The 22,092-nt window shown below is 60.8% G+C and carries 20 protein-coding genes and 2 pseudogenes; 15 read left to right on the top strand and 7 right to left on the bottom strand.

Features of this window, described 5'->3' with window-relative positions:
* Nucleotides 1-17: 17 nt before the first annotated feature.
* Nucleotides 18-383, bottom strand: coding sequence for a metallopeptidase family protein (locus AC3EA7_RS16800; RefSeq protein WP_488615224.1), 366 nt, complete (start codon nt 381-383; stop codon nt 18-20).
* Between the two features lie 126 nt (nt 384-509).
* Nucleotides 510-1,103 carry an RNA polymerase sigma factor gene (locus AC3EA7_RS16795; RefSeq protein WP_488615223.1) on the bottom strand — a complete coding sequence of 198 codons (594 nt, stop codon included), beginning with the start codon at nt 1,101-1,103 and terminating at the stop codon, nt 510-512.
* Between the two features lie 531 nt (nt 1,104-1,634).
* On the opposite strand from AC3EA7_RS16795, the gene phoU reads away from it, so the two are divergent.
* Entirely contained in the window at nt 1,635-2,291 is a 657-nt protein-coding gene (gene phoU / locus AC3EA7_RS16790) for a phosphate signaling complex protein PhoU (RefSeq protein ID WP_488615222.1), read from the top strand.
* Nucleotides 2,291-2,569 carry an acylphosphatase gene (locus AC3EA7_RS16785; RefSeq protein ID WP_488615239.1) on the top strand — a complete coding sequence of 93 codons (279 nt, stop codon included), beginning with the start codon at nt 2,291-2,293 and terminating at the stop codon, nt 2,567-2,569. Before phoU ends, AC3EA7_RS16785 begins: the two co-directional genes overlap by 1 nt.
* Here AC3EA7_RS16785 and AC3EA7_RS16780 read toward each other — a convergent pair.
* The gene (locus AC3EA7_RS16780) at nt 2,559-3,383 is read right to left on the bottom strand and encodes an LLM class flavin-dependent oxidoreductase (protein WP_488615221.1); all 825 of its coding nucleotides are present in this window, start codon (nt 3,381-3,383) and stop codon (nt 2,559-2,561) included. The two genes, AC3EA7_RS16785 and AC3EA7_RS16780, sit on opposite strands and share 11 nt — an antisense overlap.
* A 165-nt stretch (nt 3,384-3,548) precedes the next feature.
* Here AC3EA7_RS16780 and AC3EA7_RS16775 point away from each other — a divergent pair, with 165 nt between their 5' ends.
* The 3 genes from AC3EA7_RS16775 (at nt 3,549) to AC3EA7_RS16765 (ending at nt 6,032) form a co-directional block, all read left to right on the top strand.
* Entirely contained in the window at nt 3,549-4,391 is an 843-nt protein-coding gene (locus AC3EA7_RS16775; protein ID WP_488615220.1) for a hypothetical protein, read from the top strand.
* A 524-nt stretch (nt 4,392-4,915) separates the two neighbouring features.
* Complete coding sequence (locus AC3EA7_RS16770; RefSeq protein ID WP_488615219.1) at nt 4,916-5,359, top strand: hypothetical protein; 444 nt, start codon at nt 4,916-4,918, stop codon at nt 5,357-5,359.
* A 211-nt stretch (nt 5,360-5,570) separates the two neighbouring features.
* Nucleotides 5,571-6,032 carry a DUF7919 family protein gene (locus AC3EA7_RS16765; protein WP_488615218.1) on the top strand — a complete coding sequence of 154 codons (462 nt, stop codon included), beginning with the start codon at nt 5,571-5,573 and terminating at the stop codon, nt 6,030-6,032.
* Nucleotides 6,033-6,255: 223 nt separating this feature from the next.
* Here AC3EA7_RS16765 and AC3EA7_RS16760 read toward each other — a convergent pair whose 3' ends face one another.
* Together AC3EA7_RS16760 and AC3EA7_RS16755 are read right to left on the bottom strand one after the other, a co-directional pair.
* Entirely contained in the window at nt 6,256-8,736 is a 2,481-nt protein-coding gene (locus AC3EA7_RS16760; protein ID WP_488615217.1) for a DUF4129 domain-containing transglutaminase family protein, read from the bottom strand.
* Nucleotides 8,733-9,509, bottom strand: coding sequence for a TatD family hydrolase (locus AC3EA7_RS16755; protein ID WP_488615216.1), 777 nt, complete (start codon nt 9,507-9,509; stop codon nt 8,733-8,735). Before AC3EA7_RS16755 ends, AC3EA7_RS16760 begins: the two co-directional genes overlap by 4 nt.
* Nucleotides 9,510-9,580: 71 nt before the next feature.
* On the opposite strand from AC3EA7_RS16755, the gene AC3EA7_RS16750 reads away from it, so the two are divergent.
* The 3 genes from AC3EA7_RS16750 to AC3EA7_RS16740 are packed head-to-tail and all read left to right on the top strand — an operon-like array spanning nt 9,581 to nt 12,538.
* Nucleotides 9,581-10,798, top strand: a complete 1,218-nt coding sequence (locus tag AC3EA7_RS16750; RefSeq protein ID WP_488615215.1) for a response regulator — start codon at nt 9,581-9,583, stop codon at nt 10,796-10,798.
* Nucleotides 10,791-11,390, top strand: a complete 600-nt coding sequence (locus AC3EA7_RS16745) for a uracil-DNA glycosylase (protein ID WP_488615214.1) — start codon at nt 10,791-10,793, stop codon at nt 11,388-11,390. The genes AC3EA7_RS16750 and AC3EA7_RS16745 overlap by 8 nt, the downstream gene beginning before the upstream one ends.
* A complete protein-coding gene (locus AC3EA7_RS16740; RefSeq protein ID WP_488615213.1) occupies nt 11,387-12,538 on the top strand; it encodes an acyl-CoA dehydrogenase family protein in 1,152 nt (383 codons plus the stop codon). Before AC3EA7_RS16745 ends, AC3EA7_RS16740 begins: the two co-directional genes overlap by 4 nt.
* A gap of 248 nt (nt 12,539-12,786) precedes the next feature.
* On the opposite strand, the gene AC3EA7_RS16735 is transcribed toward AC3EA7_RS16740, so the two are convergent.
* Nucleotides 12,787-13,740 carry a DUF429 domain-containing protein gene (locus AC3EA7_RS16735; protein ID WP_488615212.1) on the bottom strand — a complete coding sequence of 318 codons (954 nt, stop codon included), beginning with the start codon at nt 13,738-13,740 and terminating at the stop codon, nt 12,787-12,789.
* Between the two features lie 8 nt (nt 13,741-13,748).
* Entirely contained in the window at nt 13,749-15,245 is a 1,497-nt protein-coding gene (locus tag AC3EA7_RS16730; RefSeq protein WP_488615211.1) for a M1 family metallopeptidase, read from the bottom strand.
* Nucleotides 15,246-15,350: 105 nt separating this feature from the next.
* On the opposite strand from AC3EA7_RS16730, the gene AC3EA7_RS16725 reads away from it, so the two are divergent.
* From AC3EA7_RS16725 to rpoD, 7 genes and pseudogenes are all read left to right on the top strand, one after another.
* Nucleotides 15,351-16,007, top strand: a complete 657-nt coding sequence (locus AC3EA7_RS16725) for a Crp/Fnr family transcriptional regulator (RefSeq protein WP_488615210.1) — start codon at nt 15,351-15,353, stop codon at nt 16,005-16,007.
* 171 nt (nt 16,008-16,178) lie between these two features.
* Nucleotides 16,179-16,415 (top strand): ferredoxin family protein, encoded by a 237-nt coding sequence (locus AC3EA7_RS16720; RefSeq protein ID WP_488615209.1) that lies wholly within the window; start codon nt 16,179-16,181, stop codon nt 16,413-16,415.
* 232 nt (nt 16,416-16,647) lie between these two features.
* Nucleotides 16,648-17,124 carry a hypothetical protein gene (locus AC3EA7_RS16715; RefSeq protein WP_488615208.1) on the top strand — a complete coding sequence of 159 codons (477 nt, stop codon included), beginning with the start codon at nt 16,648-16,650 and terminating at the stop codon, nt 17,122-17,124.
* Nucleotides 17,125-17,208: 84 nt separating this feature from the next.
* On the top strand, nt 17,209-18,282 hold the full coding sequence (locus tag AC3EA7_RS16710) for a deoxyguanosinetriphosphate triphosphohydrolase (protein WP_488615207.1): 1,074 nt from the start codon (nt 17,209-17,211) through the stop codon (nt 18,280-18,282).
* A gap of 27 nt (nt 18,283-18,309) precedes the next feature.
* On the top strand, nt 18,310-20,271 hold the full coding sequence (gene dnaG / locus AC3EA7_RS16705) for a DNA primase (protein ID WP_488615206.1): 1,962 nt from the start codon (nt 18,310-18,312) through the stop codon (nt 20,269-20,271).
* Between the two features lie 177 nt (nt 20,272-20,448).
* Nucleotides 20,449-20,886: pseudogene (locus AC3EA7_RS16700) on the top strand (sigma-70 factor domain-containing protein); the annotation flags it as partial.
* A 453-nt stretch (nt 20,887-21,339) separates the two neighbouring features.
* A pseudogene (gene rpoD / locus AC3EA7_RS16695) lies at nt 21,340-22,074 on the top strand (RNA polymerase sigma factor RpoD); the annotation flags it as partial.
* Between the last annotated feature and the right edge of the window lie 18 nt (nt 22,075-22,092).

Raw genomic sequence — 22,092 nt, 5'->3', positions numbered from 1 at the left:
TAGCGAAGATCATTCGCTCAGTAGGCGTCCAGTTCATGGAGTCGTTCATCGCTGATGCCAAAAAAGTGGGCAATTTCGTGCAGCAATGTGCGCCGCACTTCTTCGCGCAACGCATCGCGGGAAGGGAAATCGCGCACCAGCGGCGCCTGAAAAATCGTGATGACATCCGGGAGAAGCGGTTCGCCGCCGGCGCGTTCGGTGAGCGGCACGCCCTCGTACAGCCCATAGATCGTCTGCCAGGGGCGCAAGCCAAGCGCGCGCCGTTGCTCGCGCGAAGGGCGCGCTTCGATGCGCACCTCGACATTGTTCAAATAGCGGGCAAATTCAGGCGGCAGCGAGTCGAGCGCCTCGACAACGATTGCACTGAAGGTTTCGCGGTCCATACGCTTCCATCGCCCCAAAACAACATTCCCAGGGCATTATACGCGGGCGATGGAACCGGCGTCAAGGGTTTTTCCTGCAAATGAGGCAATTCAATGGCAAAGCGGCTGAGGTGATGGCGACACACATCACGATGCCGCAATCGGTCGATGCGCCGGATGATCGGCGAGCGCCTCGGCAAGGCGCGCCAATCCCCGGTGCTGCAACGCCTTCACCGAACCTACCGTGCGCCCAAGCGACTCGGCAATCTCAGCAAGCGAGCGATCCTCATCGAAGCGCAGCCGCAGCACCAGGCGCTGATCGCGGGTCAGCACGCGCATCACGCTCTGAAGTTCGTGATACGCGATCCGGGAGATGACCGCCTCATCGGGCGGTTCGAGCGCCTGAGGCGTGCTCTCGTCCAGCGGAACCGATGGCCGCCGCCGCGCCTGACGCAGCATGTCCATCGTTCGTGCATAGGCAATGCGGTAGAGCCAAGCAGAGAAGGGCCAGCCGCGATCTTCGTAGCGATGCAGCCCTTCCAGCATCTTGACGAAGACATCGCTGCACACATCTTCGGCGAGCGCCGGATCACCCAGGCGCGACGCAATGTACCGGCAGACCTGCGGCGCATAGCGTTCGTACAACAGGCTGATTGCATCGGCGTCGCCAGCTTTGGCGCGCGCAATAATATGCGCCTCACTCTCGCTGTGGTTGTCGGTTGGTGCAGATGGGTATGCCATCGTCTGCCTCTTCACAATCCATTGGCATGCTGCTGACCGAGTGAGATCGGAAACCTGTGACACGCTGCTGAAGTCGCAATCAGTGTACGTAGCCAAGATGAAATGATCGTGTCTCATCCACACCTTGTGCTGACTCTCGTGGATGCGGAAATGTGCGGAGGCTTCACTACTTTCCGCGTTTATATGCGCCCTTATACCCCATTCCAATGCCAGATCTGCATGTGCTGGCAGATGTCCCGCGAGGATTGGTTTATTTGGTTCGCAAATACGAACCCCCAACGAACAATCATAGATAACGCTACGACACAGGGTCATAATGAATGTTTGTTCACGGTGCGTTCATCGTATCCCCGGCTCACCAGAATATTACCGATCCTTAACCCATTTTTAGTCATGAGGGGGTAAAATATCTGTTACCATAAACAGTACCGAAGACGAAAGCAACCGAATGACCCTTCCGCCATCTTTCGCGGGCAGCGTCATCAGCGAAGGATGGCAGTTGGGTGGTTCTACCCGGAAAGTGAAATTGTCATGCGAGATCATTACCTGAAACAACTGCAATTGGTGCACGATGACCTGCTCCGTATGGGAAGCCGGGTGGAACATCAACTTGCCGACGCCATCAAAGCGCTGGATCGCCTGGACGTGGTGCTGGCGCGCGAGGTGATTGCACGCGACCGTGAGGTCGATGCTGCGCGCAATGCTATCGATGAGCGCGTCTTTGAATTGATTGCCACGCAGCAACCGGTCGCCTCCGACCTGCGCAGCCTGCTGGCAGCCGTTGCCATCGCGGGCGAACTGGAGCGCGCTGCCGATTACGCCAAAGGGATCGCCAAGAAAGTCGAGCGCAGTCTGCACTCGCCGGCGATTATCGAGGCGCCCCTCGAACTCCACCGCCTGGGAACGCTGGTGCAGAACATGCTGTATACCTGCCTGGATGCGTTCGTGCAACTCGATGTAACGCTGGCGCGCTCGCTTGGCGAGCGGGATCAGGAGATCGATGCACTGGAAGATCGGGTGATCGAGATGCTGAAAGAGGTCGCGCGTCAGGAGCCGAACAAGCTTGATTGCGCATTGCTCCTGATCGATACCGCTCACGTGCTGGAACGTCTCGCCGACCGAACAACCAATATTGCGGAACGGGTCATTTTCATCGCCACAGCAAAGGCGGAGGAAATCAACCCATGATCACCATGGCTCGTGCCCATGTCTTCATCTCAGGCCGCGTGCAGGGGGTCAACTTTCGTGCCAACGCCCGCGCCTACGCCCGCGAAATTGGCGTCTCCGGCTGGGTGCGGAACCTGGAAGATGGACGGGTCGAGGCGGTCTTCGAGGGCGACCGCCTGGCAGTGCAGCGGATGGTCAGCTGGTGTTACAGCGGTCCCGCCCATGCCCGCGTCGACTCGGTCGATGTACAGTGGGAGAAGCCCACCGGCGAAGAACGCGAGTTTTCGATTATCTGGTGAGATGCAGCGCCTGCGCCAGACGGCGGAAGTCTTCAACCGGAAAGGGTGCTGCAACATAGATCATGGCGCGCGTGAAACCCAGCGCCTGCCACCGATCCAGCACAGTGCTCGGATCGGAGAGCAGGTCATGCCAGTCGGCATGCACTGAGAGATCGAAAGCGGCGCGGGTGCGTCCCGCCTCTGCCAACCCCTCGTCAAGCGCTGCGATCTGCGCGTCCAGTCGTGCATGATCGCGCCATTGCACGTTCAAACCATCGGCAAAACGCCCGGCAATCCGGCAGAGTCGCGTACCGCGCGCTCCGACGATAAGCGGCGGGAGCGGTTGGGGCGGCGGCGCCACGATCGCGTCTGTGAGCCGATAGTAGCGCCCGTGGAAAGTAACCGGCTCGCCGCTCCAGAGTAACCGGATCACCTGCACTGCCTCGGCGACGCGCTCTGTCCGTTCGTTGAGCGTGCCCTGATCGATTCCAAACGCTTCCTGCTCCGGTTTCCACCCGCCGCCGCCAATCCCCAACTCGAACCGCCCCCGTGCAATCTCCTGCAACGTCGCAGCAATCTTCGCCAGGCGCCCCGGATGGCGGTTGAGATTGTTCGCCACCAGCGGACCCAGACGAATCTGCTGCGTCGCTTCGGCAAGCGCGGCTAATGCTGTCAGCCCTTCGATCACCGGCTCGCGCGGATCGTTCCAGGAAACGTAGTGATCCCACAGCCAGACCGAATCAAACCGCAGCACGTCGAGCAGACGGGCCGCTTCACGCACTTCGGCGTAGGAGACGCCGAATGTCCCCAGACAAAAGCCTATCGGCAGCGTCATCAGATACCTGTCACAGAATCGCCGGCGATATACGCCTTCTATCCTACCACACTGCTGCGCACATTCTGCTGCTGAACAGGACTGTCGGGCGCTTTTCCGGTTGGCGCTCCGCTGCTATTGTATGCCCGACGACCCAATACCGTCAGACCCGAAAGGGAGCCGGCAATGAGCGATACATCTTTTCCCGACGCCAGCATCTATTGCGCCACAGCGGTCGGCATTCTCGACGTTCCGCCTGCGCATCGCCAGAACCCCTCCCGCCACCCTCAGTTGCGAATGGCGGGCCCGCTCGGCGGCGATTTTCGCCTGCCGATCCGGGTGATGCGCGAGATTCCCGGGCGTGAATTGCTCGACTCCGCCCACCACGGCGCGCGTCTGCTGATCGAGGGTCGGCTGGAGTGGGCGACATCCCCCGATAATGCCACGACATCGCCGATGCTCATTGCCAGCGCCGTGCGCCTGGTCACTCCCGACGACGAGGATGGTTGCGACATCCGCATGTGCGGTGAGATTACCGGTCCCGCGCGCATTGGACGGCACCCGTTGCGCTCCGGGATTGCGCTGGCGCACGTCAATCTGCGGGTTCAGATACCGCGTACCCGCCCTGGAAGCCGCGCCATGCTCACCGAGACGGTGCGTATTCCGGTCGTCATCCCGCTCAACCATCCAGGCACGCCAGCCCTCCTGCGCCCCGGCAATCGTGTTGTTATCGAAGGCATGCTGGAACAGGCGTTGTTGCCGCGCAGCGGACCAGAGGTTGAGCAGGCGCTTGCAGACCTGGAGGAAACCTCGAAGCAACGCGCAGCATGGGTTATGACCCCGGAAGAAGCACGCGCTGCCGAGCGCGACCATGCCCGGCGACGCTGGGAAGCGACCCACACCATCATCCATCGGGTCGTGGCAGGATATGTCGAATTACTGAATGGCGCCCCCGCAACCATCCGCGAGGCGCGCGAACTGCGCCGCGCCGCGCTGCAACGACGTGCGCAGCGGCAGCAGGCATCATAACGGTGGTAACCGGCGGTCGGTCGTCCGGGCCGCCGAGACCAGGCCAGCCCACCAACTCCCCTCTGTCCATCGGCGAGAACGTCGGCTGGCTTCGTATCACCGGCCCGGCGGGGCCGGCAGCGGGTTCCCGCTGCACTGCACCCTGACAACGCCCATACCACACGTTGCTTTTCGATGTGCACTCGCGCACAATTACGCGCACACCTTCGGAAAGAACCGTCTCCGGCGCTCGATGCGCCAGATACGTTTTCGTTCCTTTCTCAACCACCGGTGGGTGCAGTTGCGACACATCATGCGTCATGCTCCTGCTGCGCCACCCGGGGCGTTTGACATCACCAGGAGGAAAACGCCCATTTCGCTTTCTGTGTGACGTTGCGCCACAACCGCTACCCGGCAGCGCGACGCCGCACTCATCGTTTGTATCCATTCCCGCGCAGGGACACACCAGCTTTCTGGACGTGTCCCGCGCGGGACGTCACGGAACGTTGGCATGCCCTGCGCTCCTGAACCAACAGGAGACAGAAATGATGCACAACGTTCCTGTTTCGTCTACGATGTTCAAGAACCGCTACGTTCTGGGCTATCCCGACGATCCTATTCGGAGGGCTATGGTTCAGACAACACACCCAGGGTTCTTCGAACTGATCTGCCATGGTTCGCGGCCTAATCAAAAAGGCGAAACGTTTGCGATCCCATATGTGTATATGGGAGCAGACGGCTGTCGAACAAAATCGCTGAATGCAGAGCAACTCTTCGAGATCATCATCACCCATCCGGCATATTCTCTTGGACAACCCGTTCGTCTGATCATGTGCTGGGTGGGGTATGGACCAAACTCGCTGGCGCAGCAGCTCGCAGACCTTCTGGGAGCGCCGGTGCTGGCGGCAAACGAACGCATTAACGCCCATACGTTTTGTCCCGTCAACAACGGTCGCTGGATACTGTTCACACCGCGCATTCGCTCGTGACACCGTGGGCACAGGAGCGAGGACACGTTCCTGTGCCCGTCTTCATAGGGGCATAACAATGGTGCACGTTCTACGTTGAACGAATGACCACGAACGACGGAGAGGCTGGCCTCGCACTTCGCACCATACCCTCCGCCTCACGTCTCTCGTCTCTCACCCCGCCGTCATGGGCAGCAACCTGGATACCTGAACCTGCACAGGAGGAATCACCATGTACCTTGCCGATCTGAGCCAATACCGTGGGTTTCTCCAGGCGCCGAAAGAATATACCGTTCTGGCAATCGGCTGGCTCGATGATCTCTATCCCTTTCCATTCGGTCCGACGCCGGTCGAGTTCCAGCAGCGGCTCCGTGAGCACTGTACGCGGGGGGTCCATGCGCTCACGATGGGCTTCCACGAATGCCAGTTCTGTCACCGGTGGAACGTTGGGTTATGGTGTGGCAAAAAGTGGGTTGCCAACAATAACGGCGAAATCTGGATCCCGGATGGAAACACCATTTATGCCGCGCCGGTCATGATCTACCACTATGTGACCGACCACGAATACCGCCCGCCAGAGGCGTTCATCGATGCGGTGATGCGTTGCCCGCTGCCGTATGAAGAGGAGTATCAGGCGTTCATGCGCTTCATCGGCTGGGAAACGGACGATCTCACGCGCGAGTGGAATGAATGAACCATAACTGTCGGGTTGACGTACAAAGGGCGCTGATGCGCCCTCAATGTAGCATGCGTCGTCGCCAGCTGCCGACCGGTGATGAGCAGATCTGGGCATCTCTGAGGGACGCCCCCTCTCATGCGCATGCCCGCCAGGCATGAGATCGATAACGCAACGTGACACGCGGGTGATGCAAAGGGTTCAGAACCTGCGGGAGGATGCCCCGACATACGGAAGCCCCTCACCGCAGACGGCGCATGGGGCGCTGTTGGGCATGCCGGGCGCCACCACGGAACCGCGATTGCGCATTTTTTACATAAGAACGGATCGCTGCGCCGATCCGCCTGATGAGCAGGGTCAGTAGTTCGCGCCGCAGCGCGCGCCAGTCTTCACCCGGCAACGGAGTGAGAGCGGCGTGGACGGGGTGATACCGTTCGGCGACGAAATCGCCGACAATGCGACCAATGACGTACTTCTGGCGGGGAATGTATTCCCTGAGCAATGCCGCATACTCATACGGAGTTGCATCAGGCGGCGCTCTGACGCCTGCCCATCCCGCCAGGCGCGTCAGACGCGCATAGGCGGCAGCCGCCGGTGAAAGACCGCGCACATCCCAATGCAGCCACAGGAACAGAGCGCCGATGAGCGCCAGAACAAATGCCAGGGTCCCCACCACAATTGCAGCCAGGCGTAACCGCTCCTGGGCGCGTCGCGCTTCGATCTCGCGTTGCAGCGCACTATCGTCGCCAATTGCAGGACCGGTGTTGCGCCCGATCATCTCGCGCAGCATGGCTTCCGGGTCGCTCAGCGCGCCCCCCAACCCGCCGGTGGTCTCCGGTCGTTCCGTCTCGCCAGCCGGGGGAAACGGCGGACGCAGCGGGACACTGGCGTATGGCGCTGGCGTCGGCTCGAAGCGCTGCCAGCCATAGCCGGGAAAGTAAACTTCGGGCCAGCTATGAGCGACATTCTCACGCACCAGGTACACCCGCCGATCCGGGTCAAGTTCGCCGCCGGCGTACCCCTGCACCCACCGCGCAGGCACACCCTCGGCACGCAGCAGCACGACCATCGCCGACGTGAAATCATCGCAGTAGCCGCCCGGCGCATCGAAGAGGAACCAGTCAACCCAATCGCGGTCATCGGGCGGAAGGGGACGCTGATCATTGTACGGCAGCGTGCGCAGGTAATTCTGCATTGCCAGCGCCTTGTCGTAGGGTGTAACCGCGCCGGCGTCACGAACGATGGACGCCGCCAGTTCGCGCACCCGCGCTGGCAGCGTGTCGGGCAACTGCAAATACGCCACGCGCACCCATTCCGGGTATGCGGTTCCGCTTTCGCGCAGACTCTGCTCATCGACCGTGGACAGATACGTGGCAACCGTATAGGTTTGGGTCGCTTCGAGCGGCGCTTCGGTCACAACGGTGGCGGTTTCGGTAAAGTTGGGCAACAGTTCGCCGGATACTGCCAGGTATCCGTGCTGGATCAGCACCGGCAGACCGGTGGATGCCAGCGCGCCGCCAACCATCACCAGCCCATCGGTGCGCGTTTGCGCAAGCTCGATGGTGGTCGTGACCAGGGTGCGGCCACGGAGTTCAGGCTGTTCGAGGCGCACGCCGGGCGCCAGCGGCGTGCGCGCTGCTTCGGCTGTCGCCACTCCCAGCGCAGCGCGCGCCCGCTCGCCGACCATGTTCTGCCACATGCGCCCGGTATAGCGATCAAACGCCGCAGCGCGCCAGTAACTGTACTCAGACGATCGCACCGTCATCACCAGCGCCGTGCCTAACTGACGGGGACCGCCGACCCGTGCAGTGCGGGTCAGAAACGCGCCAGTTGATCCCGGCGGCGCGTTGATCGTACTGAACGCCTCCTGCCATTCCTCGCGCAGCGCTGTCATCGGCGCGCGAATGGTGCGCCAGAGACGCGCCAGGTGCTCATTATCCGGCTGGTTCGGCAAAAAGGCCGTGACAACCAGCAGGAACACAACGACCAGGAGCGAAGCCAGCAGGACGCGCGCCGGCAGAAAGTCGGGAAACTCGACGCGCGAGGCGCGCCAGAGGCGCTGATGGCGGTCGACATGCTGGTAGGCGATCAACAGCAGCGCCGTGATCAGAAAAACGAAGAACAGTCCCGTTGCTTTGGGCCAGGCATAGGCATAATTAATCAGGATGACGCTTGCTTGCAGCGCAACGGCGATCCAGGCGCGCTGATGGCGGAAGACGAGCCATCCGGTTCCATACCCCATTCCCCAGATGATGAGCGCCAGGGTCAGGACAAAGAGAACGATATCCTCACCGCGCCCGCCAGCCTGGAGCGTGCGCGACCAGATGATGACACGGATCGCAAGTTCCGCAGCGACATCGCTCCAGGTTGTAAGACGCTGCGCCTTTGCTGCGCCAAACTCAGCCGCCGTTTGTGCGCTGACGACCGGGCCGATTTGCCAGATCACGAACACAACTCCCAGGCACAATGCCAGTGGATGCGCCAGTAAGGAAGGCATCCACGCGACCCGCGCAAAGAGCGTGCCGGTGAGAAGGGCTGCCAGACCAACGCCTGCCAGCATGGTGAGTCCATCCGCCCAGTTTGCGACCTCGAGACTGCGCGCCACACTCCAGGTCATCAACAGCGCCAGCAGAAGCGGAAGCACGAGCGATCCCAGTTCGAGCCGGGCAAACCAGGAGCGGGACGACATCTCGTTTGGAATGGTCACAACCGCAGAACTCACAGCCCAAAGACCTCCTCTGCATTGCGCCATATCGCCAGAGCCAGATCATCGAGCGGTATGCCGCGCAGGGCAGCGATTCGTTCGGCAATCAGGCGCACATACGAGGGTTCATTTCGTTTCCCGCGAAAGGGATGCGGCGCCAGATACGGACTATCAGTTTCGATCAGCAGACGGTCGAGTGGAGCGCGGCGCGCAACGTCGTGCAGATTGACGGCTTTCGAAAAGGTGATCGGACCGCTGAACGAGAGGTGGAAACCAACGTCCAGACACGCACGCGCATATTCCCAGTCGCCAGAGAACGAGTGCATGATGCCAGACAGACCGCGCGCTGCGTCGCGCAACACGCGGATGGTATCGTCGCGCGCGTCGCGGCTATGAATGACGACCGGAAGGCGCAGGGTGCGCGCCAGATCGAGTTGTGCACGGAAACACGCTTCCTGCACAGCGGCAGGCGCCGCATTCCAGTAATAATCGAGACCGATCTCGCCGATGGCGAGCACCTTTGGTTGTTGCGCAAGGGCGCGCACCTGATCGAGCCAGTCGTCCGGCAGATCGGCGACATGGTTGGGTTGCACGCCGATCACGGCATAGATCGATTCGTGCTGTGCCGCCAGTGCAACCGCAGCGCGCGATGTCGCCAGGTCGTAGCCAATTTCGACGATCCGCACCACCCCAGCAGCCCTTGCGCGTTCCAGCACATCGGTGCGATCTGGATCGAACTGTGGAGCGCCGAGGTGCGTGTGGGAGTCAATCAGACGGATGACATTGTTCACGTCGGATATTGTACCACGAGCCTCACACGTTGCGCTGCAACCGCCAAAAAGAGCCGTGATACAATAGTGGCATGCGTGATCCGATACGTATCATGGTCGTTGAAGACGATCCGACCATTGCCAGCCTTATTGAACTCGTGCTTCGGGGGGCTGGCTATCAGACGCTTCTGGCAGCCACCGCCGCCGACGCGCTCACCCTTATCGAGACCGGCGACATTGACCTCGTCATTCTCGACTGGATGCTGCCAGATACTCCGGGAGTGCAGATTTGCACGGTGCTGAAGGGGCGTTCTGGTCGAGGATTTCTGCCTGTTCTGATGCTGACCGCGAAAGGTGAAGTGTCAGACCGGATCACGGCGCTCGACTCGGGCGCCGATGATTATCTCACCAAGCCGTTTTATATCGAGGAACTGCTGGCGCGGGTGCGGGCGCTGCTCCGTATTCGCGCAGCCGAAAGCGAACGCGATGCGGCGATGGCAGCGCTCGCAGCGCAAAACGATGCGCTGCGATCCGCCAACGAACAACTACGCTCCATGCAGGCGCAACTTGTGCAAAACTCAAAACTCGTTGCGCTGGGAGAACTTGTCGCCGGTGTGGCACACGAATTGAACAATCCTCTCGCCATCATCCTTGGCAATGCCGAACTCCTTCTCCCACAGCGCAATCCCGACGATCAGCGATCGGTCGAACAGATCATCGAAAGCGCCAAACGCGCCCGCCGCGTCATTCAGAGTCTGGCGACCTTCGCTCGCCGCAGTTCGATGATCAAAGAATGGACGTCGCCTGTCGATCTGATCGACCGGGTGCTCGATCTCAAACGTGCCGCGCTTCGTTCTGCCGGGATTGCGCTTGAAGTCGTCTGCCAGCCTGATCTCCCAATGCTGCGGATCGATGTTCCACAAATACAACAGGCGTTGCTCAATCTGCTGCTCAACGCCGAGCAGGCGCTTTCGGGCGTACCTGCGCCACATGTGCGGATAGGCGTCTCGCGCGGGTATGCTGAACCGCCGCCCCTCTTGCCAGCCCGCGCAACCGAAGGCGATGGACCATTCGTGCGTTTTGACGTGGCGGACAACGGTCCTGGCATTCCGGCGCATATTATCGAGCGCCTGTTCCAACCCTTCGTCACTACCCGTTCGACAGGCCAGGGGGCGGGATTGGGGCTGGCCATCGCATACGGCATCGTCACGCAACACGGCGGTCAGGTGCTGGTGTCCAGCCAGCCGGATCAGGGAACAACGGCGCGGATTGCGTTGCCGATCAATCCGCCGGAAGGCATGGATGGATAGGAATAATCGGGGGATGGTCACGCTGTTGCACACTCAGGAGTGTCCACGTTGCCCGGCGCTCGTTGCCAGCCGGCGGCGCATTGTGCATGGTTATGGCGATGTGACCAGCGGCATTGTGTTCATCGGCGAGGCGCCCGGTCGTCACGGCGCCGATCAGACCGGCATTCCGTTCTGGGGTGATCGGTCAGGGCGAGTGCTGCGCCGCATACTGATGCGGGTTGGGCTGGCAAGCGACGAGACTGCCGGCGCAGTGCTGCGCTGTTTCATCACCAACGCAGTACGCTGCTGCCCGCCGGGGAATCGCACGCCAGCGCCGGGCGAAGTGCGCGCCTGCGGCGAATGGCTGCGCACGGAACTCGAGATCATCAAGCCACGACTGATTGTTCCGGTTGGGCGACTTGCTTTGCACGAAGTGGGGAGGCGGTATCTGGGGCGCGATCCGGGCGCCATCCGCAGATTGCACGCAACCGTACTCCGCAGCGAGAATGTCACCATCCTTCCGCTTATCCATCCGGCTCGCATTAGCCGCGCCGATACGCAGGCGTTCATTACGGCGGTGAAGCCGCTCATTGACGAGAGGAATGAACCATGAACTTTGACCTTACCCCCGAACAGCAGCGCATTCGCGCAGAAGTGCGACGTTTCGCCGAGCAGGAAATCGCGCCGCGCACCCGTCACGTCGATGAGACGGGCGAGTTTCCCGCCGAAACATTTCGTAAAATGGCGGAGTTGGGTTTGATGGGGTTGCCATTCCCCGAAGAGTATGGCGGCGCGGGCGCCGATAGCATCTCCACGGCAATCGCCATTGAAGAAATTGCGCGCGCCTGTGGTTCAACCGCACTGATCTACTCGGCGCACCTGGGGCTGGGATGCGCACCCATCGCCATGTTCGGCACTGAGGAACAGAAACGACGCTTCCTGCGCCCGGCAGCCGAAGGGCGCCATATCGGCGCATTCGCGCTGACCGAGCCGCATGCCGGGTCCGACGCTGGCGCCACCCGTACGACTGCTCGCCTCGAAAATGGAGAATGGGTAATCAACGGCGCGAAGATGTGGATCACCAGCGCATCCATTGCCGGGCATATGATTGTCACAGCGGTCACCGATCCGGGGGAACGGCACGCGATCAGCGCCATCATCGTGCCCGCCGGAACGCCGGGGCTGAGTTTTGGCAAGCCGGAAGCCAAAATGGGATTGCGCGGCTCGATCACCAATGCGGTGACATTCGAAAATGTCCGCGTGCCCGAGGCGAATCTGCTGGGACGGCGCGGGCGCGGTCTGCAACAATTTCTTGCCGTGCTCGACGGCGGGCGGGTCGGCATCGGCGCCATGGCGATCGGTCTGGCGCAGGCAGCATTCGAGGTCGCTTCCGCGTATGCGCGTGAGCGCACCGCCTTCGGCAAACTGATCGGTGCCTACGAGTCGGTTTCGAACATGATCGCCGATATGGCCGTCGGGCTGGAAGCGGCGCGTTTGCTGGTCTATCAGGCGGCATGGCTGAAAGACCAGGGGCGCCAGTACAGCCGCGAGGCGGCGATTGCCAAACTGTACGCTTCGGAAGTCGGCGAGAAAATCTGCCGCGACGCGATCCAGGTGCTTGGCGGGTATGGATACAGCAGCGAGTATCCGCTCGAACGCATCTACCGTGATCAACGCCTGCTCACCATTGGCGAGGGCACGTCCGAGATCCTGCGCGTGGTCATCGGGCGACAAATTCTCGGCGAGTTCGTCGGACGGTGACGGCGTGGAACGTTGCAGGTGCGAACGTTGAACGTGGGAAGGTAAAGTAAGGCTAGAGGGGCGAGGGGAGAGGCAAGCGGCGCGAGGCAAGCGGCGCGAGGCAAGTGGCAGGGACCGCTGGCATAGCCGCTTCGTGCCCTTCGTGCCCTTCGTGGATCACAGGAACGAGGCGCGAGGCAAGCGGCGCGAGGCAGGAAGTCTAACCTCTAACCTCTAACCTCTAACCCCTAACCTCTAACCCCTAACCTCTAACCCCCTTGACCCAGTATCCACCCCTCGACGCGGCGAATGACCTCGCCCTCGGGCTCACCGGCAATGCGACGACCAAGGACGACATTGAGTGCGCCGAACAATCCCACCGTGGCGTCGAAATCATCGTCGCCGCCGGGTGCAGCGCCAAATCCGTCATCAATCGCGCGGCGCAGAGCGGTATCGATCGCAACCTCCGCCGCATCCGCCCATGCCAGCAGCGCCATTCCTGCGGCGGCGCGGGCAGCCTGCGCGCGTTTGCTGCCGTGCAGCGTGATACCCAAATGATGGCAGCACTCAGCAGGGTACACTTCGGCGACCACCAGGCGGTCCGCAGCAATCAGGTCGTCCAGGCGTCCCTCAAAGGGCCAAAGCCAGGGAAATATGGCATTATCTCGAGCATACGCGCGGCGCGCCGCACCGAGCATATCGCGCCAGCCGACGATGGTCGCCTTTCCCACCTGCTGTGCGCCGAGCGTCCAGAACATCGGCGCAGCGGCGCGCCGCGCGTCGGTAGCCTGGTCGCACCGGCGGCGCAGGTCGTCGATGGTCGTCATACCGAGCGCCCGGATCAGGTGCGATTGCCGTGTTCCACCCGGTCGCAGCGGGTAGAATGGACGAACGATGCTGATGTCGTCCGGACGACTGGCGACCTCGTAGAACTGCACCCATCGTCCTGAACCCAACTCCGGTAGAAGCGCTGCAAAGTCGGCAACGCCAGCGGCATTCGCGTAACGCAGCGGGAGACCAAGCGGAAAATCGACGCCGAACAGGATGCCGCCACCAGGCGCGAGAGTGCGCAACCGCGCCAGCAGCGTCCGCGGGTCGCCGGCCGGACCCGGCGCATACGCCGTGAACCGCCCATCGGACTGGCGCAGCGCATACGCCAGCCGCCTTCGCGCCGCGTTCGATCCCCAATCGGCGTGAGCGACCAGAACAGGAAGAGCAGCCATTGGTGGTATCAGGGAACAGCGACAGGTGCGGCGGTCAGCACCCAATCGCGGTAGAAATCGTTGAGATCGCAGGCGCAGGCATTTTCGGCGATAGCGCGCACATCGTCGCTCGACGCAATCCGGTAGCGAAAGGTCGCATAGTAATCGCGCAAAAAGCGATCGAACGCCGGTTCGCCGATGCGGTTGCGCAACGCCTGAAAGAAGAGCGCTCCTTTTGCATATGCAACGGCAGTATAGTTGCCGCGCAACGCCGACACAGGGCGCTTCAGCGGCGCATCACGACCCGCCTGCCGCGCGCGCAGGTACGTCGCACGGAATCCGTCGAGTTCGCGTTCTGCCGCTATCGCCCCACCGGTTTCTTCCTGATAGATGACCTGCGAAAATGAGGTCAATCCCTCGTCGAGCCAGGCTTCCCCTTGCACATCGTTGCCGACCAGACTGTACCACCATTGATGCGCCACTTCGTGTGCTACAATAATCTCCAGACCCTCACGTTCACCGGTGTACAGGCGCCGGTCGATCATGATCAGACCAGGATACTCGACGCCGAGAAATTTGCGCGCATCGATCTGCACAATATCGAGTTCAGTCAGCGGGTAAGGTCCGAACCGGCGATTGAACGCACGCAGCGCGTTAGCGGCGGCATCGAGCGCCGCCCGCCCGCCTTCGGCATTTTCGGGGCGAAAATACGACGTGATGCGCGTCCCATCCACATCAGTGGAGATCGACGGGAAGCGGGTGAGCACGATCGTAAAATCACGCTGCGGACCGCTGACGAAGCGTGTTGTTCGAGACACGCCATCGCTCTGGCTTTCGATCGCCGTCCCCGTGGTCACCGAAGTCCATGCGGCGGGGATAGTCAGCGTCACATCGTACAGCGCCGTTTCGCTGGTGACGAGGTCGCCGCGGAAGAGCGGCGTCGCCAGTTGCCAGGCGCCATTAACCCGCCGCGCCGCCATCGGCAACGCCGAGGCCAGCGTCAGCACGCCGCGTTCGCGATTAAAGGCGGCATAATAGCGCTGGCTGGCATCGAGCGGCGCAACGGCGCTGAAGTCGAGCACGACGTGAGCAACAGAACCAGATGGGAGCGTTGCAGGAAGGTCGAGCCGCAGCAAGAATCGATTCGACTCATAGCGTACCCGCACCGGTACATCATCGACGATAGCGCTGCGAATATCGAGACGTCCGCCCAACTCCGGCAAATTAGGGAAGAGATAAAAATAGATGCGGTCGAGCGGATCGGCGGCGCGATTGGCATACTCCAGCCGCAGCCTGCCGGCGATGGCGCGTCGCTCAGGATCGATGCCGGCGCTCACCGTGTACCGATCCCACTGCGATGCAGCGTCGAGGTCGGCGCTGAAGGCTGGCAGCAGCGCCGCCTCCTGCCACTGAACATCGAGCGGCTCGGCAAACGGGTCGCTCGTATGTGGCGCTGCGGAGAGCGGCGTGACGCTGTAGCATATCAGAACCGCGACCAGCGCCAGAAGAACATCTTGCCTTCGCATACTCAGTAATCGCTGCATAGACGCATTATATCATTGTGTCTGGAACTGTCAGGAAACCCGTCGCTGTACTGTTAGCAAAACAGGATCGATCTCTATTGCCAGACTATGACAACGCCCGAAGAATTGAAACATATTCCACTCTTCGCCACGCTGGATGATCAAACGCTGGCGGATGCAGCGCGCTACATGGAGAGACGCACCTATCGTCCAGGCGAATACATCGCCTACGAAGGCGAACAACCGGCAGGAGTGTACTTTGTGCAGCGCGGCAGGGTGCGCTTATCGCGCACTGCGCCGGATGGTCGCGAACAGGTGCTGGCGATGGTCAGCGCCGGTGAAAACTTCAATGCCGTCGCCATTTTCGACAGCCATGGCAATCTGACGACGGCGCGCGCAATGAGCGCCGTTCACTGTCTGATTTTACCGGGAAATGCGCTGATCATCCTTATCCGCTGTCATCCTGACCTGGCGCTGGCAATGCTGCGTGAAATGGCAGGGCAACTGCGCAGCCTGGCGGTGCTGGTCGAAGACCTGGCATTCCGGTCGGTGCGCGAGCGGCTGGCGCGCGAACTGTTGCGTGAGGCGCGCGAAGGCGCCGCCGAACTGACCCATCAGGAACTTGCCGAGCGCACCGGCACCGTGCGCGAGATCGCCGGACGCGCATTGCGCCAGTTGGCGCAGGAAGGGCTTGTGCGGCTGGAGCGTGGGCGGGTCGTGGTGCTCGATTCGGGCGGGCTGGCGCGGATCGGGAACGGCGGGTGAGGCGGAACGTCGCCGGTGGGAAGGTTGCACACGCGACTTCACACGAATGAGAGATTGCACATCGACTGTTCTGATACGCCATGTTGTGGAACTAAAGTCACAGAAAAGTTGAAAAGGGCGTGTTATGATTGCAGGTGCTGGAACATCTTCCGTATGCTAAAGGAGATTGGTATGGCGTATATCATCGCGGAGCCATGCATTGGCGTGAAAGATGCTGCGTGTGTGGCGGTCTGTCCGGTTGACTGCATTTACGAGGGTGAGGATCAGTACTACATCAACCCTGAAGAGTGCATCGACTGTGGCGCCTGCGAACCGGAGTGCCCGGTCGAGGCGATCTTCGCCGACGACTCGGTGCCGGAGCAGTGGCAAAGCTACATCGAAAAGAACCGCGCGTTCTTCGGACTGTAATACGTCGTTCGTTGCGAACAAGGCGCTCTGTGAGGGGCGCCTTGTTGTGTTAAGGGTTCGACTTATGCCGACAACCGCGTGCTGCAAAGACGCAGAGTCTCTACTGGAAACACCCCGCCTGCCGACCCGCTTGCCGTGCGCTGCACGCCCGTCACTAACCTCCCGCTGAAAGCCTGCCCCCCCTTGTGTGCTATAATTTCCGGGGAAAGCCAGCGCACGGAGATGCCTGCCGATGATGCGCTTCGATGTTCGCACGTTTCTGCTTATCTTTGGCGCGGCATGCATTGGCGCAGCCTGGGCGACGTATCAGTACAGCACGACTGCCCCCCCCTATGGCGAAGCGCAGATTCCTGCATTGATCTGGACGGTGTTTGCCACTCCCTTTGCCATGTTCTGGGGGTGGCTGGTAGCGCGGCGTGAGGAACGCTGGTGGGCGGCATTCGTCTGTTTCTGCATCTACTTTCTTTCCACATTTATAGCAGCACGCTACGAGACGTGCGTTATTGTGCATGGATCGTTCAACCTGGTCAGTTGCTTCGTCGATACAGAACAGGCGCAGACGCTTGCAAACGCCAGCGGTCATCGCGTCTATTTCGAGTCGATCGTCGTGGTGCATCTGATCGCTGCGCTGGTCACGGCATTGCAGCGCGCGCTAAAACGCCGTACAATGCAGGATGCGTCGCTTCGTCCGGCAGGCGAGACGACCTGACATCTTCCGTCTGGTTTGATGCGGTGTCTTTCGAGTTCCAGGTACGGCAGCGGTATCTGACGTTGCCGGCGCCGGAGGTTTGGCATGACCAGAGCGCATGCTGGTGTACGTCAGCGTATTGAAGCGGATGAGCGCGCCCGGCTTTCACCTTTGGCGGCATTCAGTGACGACGCCCGCCGCGCGCGTCCTGAAGAACCGTCGCCGGTGCGGAGCAGTTTTCAACGTGATCGCGACCGTATCCTGCATTTAAAACCGTTTCGCCGTCTGAAACACAAAACCCAGGTGTTTATCTCACCGCAGGGCGATCATTACCGCACCCGCCTGACCCATACGCTCGAAGTGACGCAGATTGCACGCACAGTCGCACGCGCCCTGCGCCTCAACGAGGACCTGGTCGAGGCGATTGGTCTTGGGCATGATCTCGGGCATACGCCCTTCGGTCACGCCGGCGAGACGGCGCTGTCGCACGCGATGGGGCGCGCCTTCCGGCATAACGAACAGAGCCTGCGCATTGTTGACGTGCTGGAGCGGAATGGCGCCGGGTTAAATCTGACCGATCAGGTGCGCGAGGGCATCTACATGCACTCCAAAGCCAGGCGCGACATTACCATGCGCGCCTGGGGAACAGCCAGTACGCTGGAAGGGCAGATCGTGAAACTGTGCGATGCCATCGCCTATATCAATCACGACATCGATGATGCGATCCGCGGCGGTTTGCTGCACCCCGAAGACCTGCCACGCGACGCGATCGAGATACTAGGCGAAACCCACGGTCAACGCCTCGATACGATGGTCTGCGACCTGATCGACCATAACTGGTGGGCCACCGGCGAAGCGCCGCCGCCTGATCCGCCGGAACTGTCGATGAGTCCGGATGTGCTGAAGGCGACCAATACGTTACGCGAGTTTCTGTATCAGTATGTGTATCTTGGATCGAAAGCCAAAGCGGACGATGGCAAGGTCCAATTGATGATCGAGTTGCTGTACCATCACTTTCTGAAACACCCGGAACAGATCCCAGCCGATCTGCTGCGGATCAATCAGGATCGCGGCGAACCGGTCGAGCGCGCCGTGGTTGACTATATTGCCGGTATGACCGACCGCTTCGCGCTGAAGGTGTTCAACGACCTGTACGTGCCGCGCACCTGGAGTGCGTAAAGCGTGCGGACGTTCGCTGGAACGAGTATGCCTGGCGTTACCGATCAGATCAAAGAAAAGGTTGATATCGTCGAGTTCATCTCGACCTATGTGCCGCTGCGGAAGACAGGACGCAGCTATGTTGGCTTCTGCCCATTCCATCCCAACACCCGGACGCCGGCGTTTCACGTCTTTCCCGATACGCAAAGTTTTCACTGTTTTGGGTGTAAGGCGTCGGGGACGATCTTCGACTTTCTGATGCGTCGTGAGGGGCTGGAGTTTCGTGAAGCGCTCGAGCGCCTGGCACAGCGCGCCGGTGTGCAGTTACACCCGCGCACCGAAGCCGACGAGCAACTGGATCAGTTGCGCACCCGTCTGCTGGAGATGAATGCAGCAGCAGCGGCGTTCTTCCGTCATATGCTGGTAAAGTCGCAACGTGGCGAGGAGGCGCGCGCCTATGTCGCCAGACGACGGATTGACGACGCAACCAGTGAGGCATTCCTGCTCGGCTATGCTCCCGATGACTGGAGTTCGCTGCTTTCCTACCTGACCGAACGGCGCGGCTTTTCGCCAGAGGAGATCGAAGCGGCTGGACTGGCAATCCATCACGAAACACGCGGGTATTACGACCGCTTCCGCAACCGGCTCATGTTCCCGATCCGCAACGTGAGCGGCGAGATTGTGGCGTTTGGCGGCAGAGCACTGGGGGATGCGCAGCCGAAATATATGAACTCCCCCCAGACGCCGCTCTTCGACAAGGGAAAGGTGCTGTACGGGCTTGACCTGGCGCGCGATGCGATCCGCCAGAGCGACGCCACCGTGATTGTCGAAGGGTACGTCGATGTCATCATTGCACACCAGTACGGCTTCCGTAACGTCGTTGCGCCGCTTGGCACGGCGTTGACCGCCGATCACGTGGCGCTGGTGAAGAAACTCTCGCACCGGGTCTATCTGGCGCTCGACGCCGACGCCGCAGGCGTGCGAGCGACGCTCAAAGGATTGCAGGCGCTCCAGAGCCAGCCGGAGGGGGAATTAACTGCGGTAATCTCGCCACAGGGGGTGATCGGGCTGCAACGCCGCCAGGATGTTGAGATCAGGATTCTGTCTCTTCCCAAAGGGAAAGACCCCGATGAGGTCATTCAGGAAAACCCGGAACAGTGGCGTGCGGCGCTGGCGGCGGCGCGTCCGGCGATGGATTTCTACATCGAGACGCTCACCTCCGACCTCGATCTTTCGAGCGGACGCGGCAAAGCAGACGCGGTCGAACGGATAGCGCCGCTCCTTACCCAGATCGCCAATCCGGTGGAGCAGGCGCATTATATCCAGCAACTGGCGCGACTGATCGATGTCGAAGAACGGTATATACTGGCAGCGCTGGGAAACAAGGCGCGTCAGGAAGGGTCGCGCCGTCCGCCGGATCAGGCGCGCGCGACGAAGGTTCTGGAACAGCAACCTGACGAAGCAAAACAGCAACCCGGCGATACGCAGCCGTCAACTCCGACGCAAGAAGAGCATCTGTTGAGCTGGATGATTCGTTACCCGAAAGCGCGCACAGCCGTGGAAGATAAACTCTACCGCGATCTGGCGTCGTATCCGGCGCTGCGATCGCTCATGAGCGGAACGATCGATGAGTTGTTCACCTGCGATGAGCACCGTGCACTGTGGCGCGCCTGGATCACCGCCCCTGCCGATAGCGACCCGGATAGTTGGGCGACGACCCTCCACGCGCCACTTGATGCAACGGCAAAACACGTGCTGGCATTGCACACACCCCAACCCCAGGCGTATCGGATTGTCAACGACGCACTGGAATGTGCTACAATCCTTCAGCGCGACGTTGCAAAGCGCTGGCTCGTCCAGATCGCGCGCTTGCAGGCAGAGGCGACCAGTGAAGCAGAGCGGGAAATCCTGCTCGACCAGCTGGTGCGGGTCAAACAATTCATCGATATGCTGAGCATCCCATGCCGCAGTTCAGCATACGCTGACCTGCATGCACTGCATACGCTCTGACAGGTGCGGCACCATGCAATCCGCTGCCGGGTAAAAGAAACATTGCTGGAAGCAGATATGTCATGCACGACAATGGCCGCATATCTTTGCTGTCCGGTCTTCTCAGCGCAACAAACACGAGCACATCATTCTGAGACGCACTGGTAAAGAAGGCAGTGGGTGTCTGCGGAGGTTTCGATGGAAAAACCGAACGAGCCACTTTTGGAAGATGATCTGTTGCTGGACGATCTGGACGATGACATTACCGGCGCATCCCGCGAACCCGAAGAGGAGCCTCAGACGATTACAAGCCTGAATGATCTCCTGGCGATCGGGAAACAACGCGGTTTTGTCACCGAGGGAGAAATTGCGCAACTGCTCGCAGGCAGCGAGGCCGATAGCGACCGCCTGGCGGAGATTCAACAGGCGCTCCAGTCGGCGGGCATTGCCACGCGCGATGAGATGATCGCCGGCGGCGCCGATATTGATGTCCACTTCGAGGAAGAAGGCGATTTTGATGATCTGAGCGTCGAGGGCATTAGCATTAACGACACAGTGCGCATGTATCTGCGCGAGATTGGGCGGGTGCCGCTGCTGACCGCGCGCCAGGAGACCTTGCTGGCGCAGAAGATCGAGATCGGTGAATACCTGGAATCGTACCGGACGCAACTGGCGGCAGACTGGCGCGTTGAGCAGATCGATACGGTTGGTGCGCAAATGTACCAGCGCCTGTGCAAAACCTGGCCCGTGGTCGAGGATGCCATTCGACTGCTCTATGCGATTGTTGAGCAACCGCTTCCCGATCCGTTGACCCCTGGGCGCCTGCGCGATGTCTCCGCCCTTCAGGAGCGCATGACCTTCGAACAGCGTCAGTTGTTCGACAAGCGTCGCAATGAGTTGATCAAACAGCACCGCATGACAGCAGAGCAGTTCGATCAGACTTTCGCGCAGGCGACGATTATCTTCTCGCTTCTGCCCGCTGCCGTTCAGCAACGCTTGGCGACATCAACCGACTGGCCCTCCGTTGAGAAAGTGCAACAGATGTGCGCTGATGTGTGTGATCAACTCTGGCACGACTGGAACCTCGCTATCGAGCAGGGCAAAACGGCGCGTGAGGATCTGACCCAGGCAAACCTGCGTCTGGTCGTGTCGGTAGCGAAGAAGTATATCGGGCGCGGCTTGCAACTCCTCGACCTGATTCAGGAGGGAAATGTCGGCCTGATCCGTGCGGTCGAAAAGTTCGACTACCGTAAAGGGTTCAAGTTCTCGACGTATGCGACCTGGTGGATTCGCCAGGCAATCACCCGCGCAATCGCCGATCAGGCGCGCACCATCCGCATTCCGGTGCATATGGTCGAGACGATCAACCGCCTGATGCGCGAAAGCCGCCGCATGCTCCAGGAGTTGGGGCGCGAACCGACCGACGAGGAGTTGTCGCGCGCACTGGGCATTCCGGTGGATAAAGTTCGTTCGATCCGTAAAACTTCGCTCGAACCGGTCTCGCTCGAAACACCGGTTGGTCAGGAAGAAGACAGCCAACTCGGCGATTTTATCGAGGACTCGAAGGTGCTTGCGCCATCTGATGCCGCCAGCCATCAGATGCTGCGTGAGCAGGTCGAGCAGGTGCTGAATCAGCTTACTGAGCGCGAACGGCGCGTCCTTCAATTGCGTTTCGGTCTCGAAGATGGTCATAGCCGCACCCTCGAAGAAGTCGGCAAGGAATTCGGCGTCACGCGTGAGCGTATTCGCCAGATTGAGGTGAAAGCGCTGCGGAAACTGCGTCACCCTCGCCTTGGCAAGAAACTGCGCGATTATCTCGAATAGAGGGTGTGGCATGTCTCC

The organism is Roseiflexus sp. (assembly GCF_057785375.1).
Note: the sequence above shows the minus strand (reverse complement) of the source record. Positions and strands in the feature narration are given on the sequence as shown.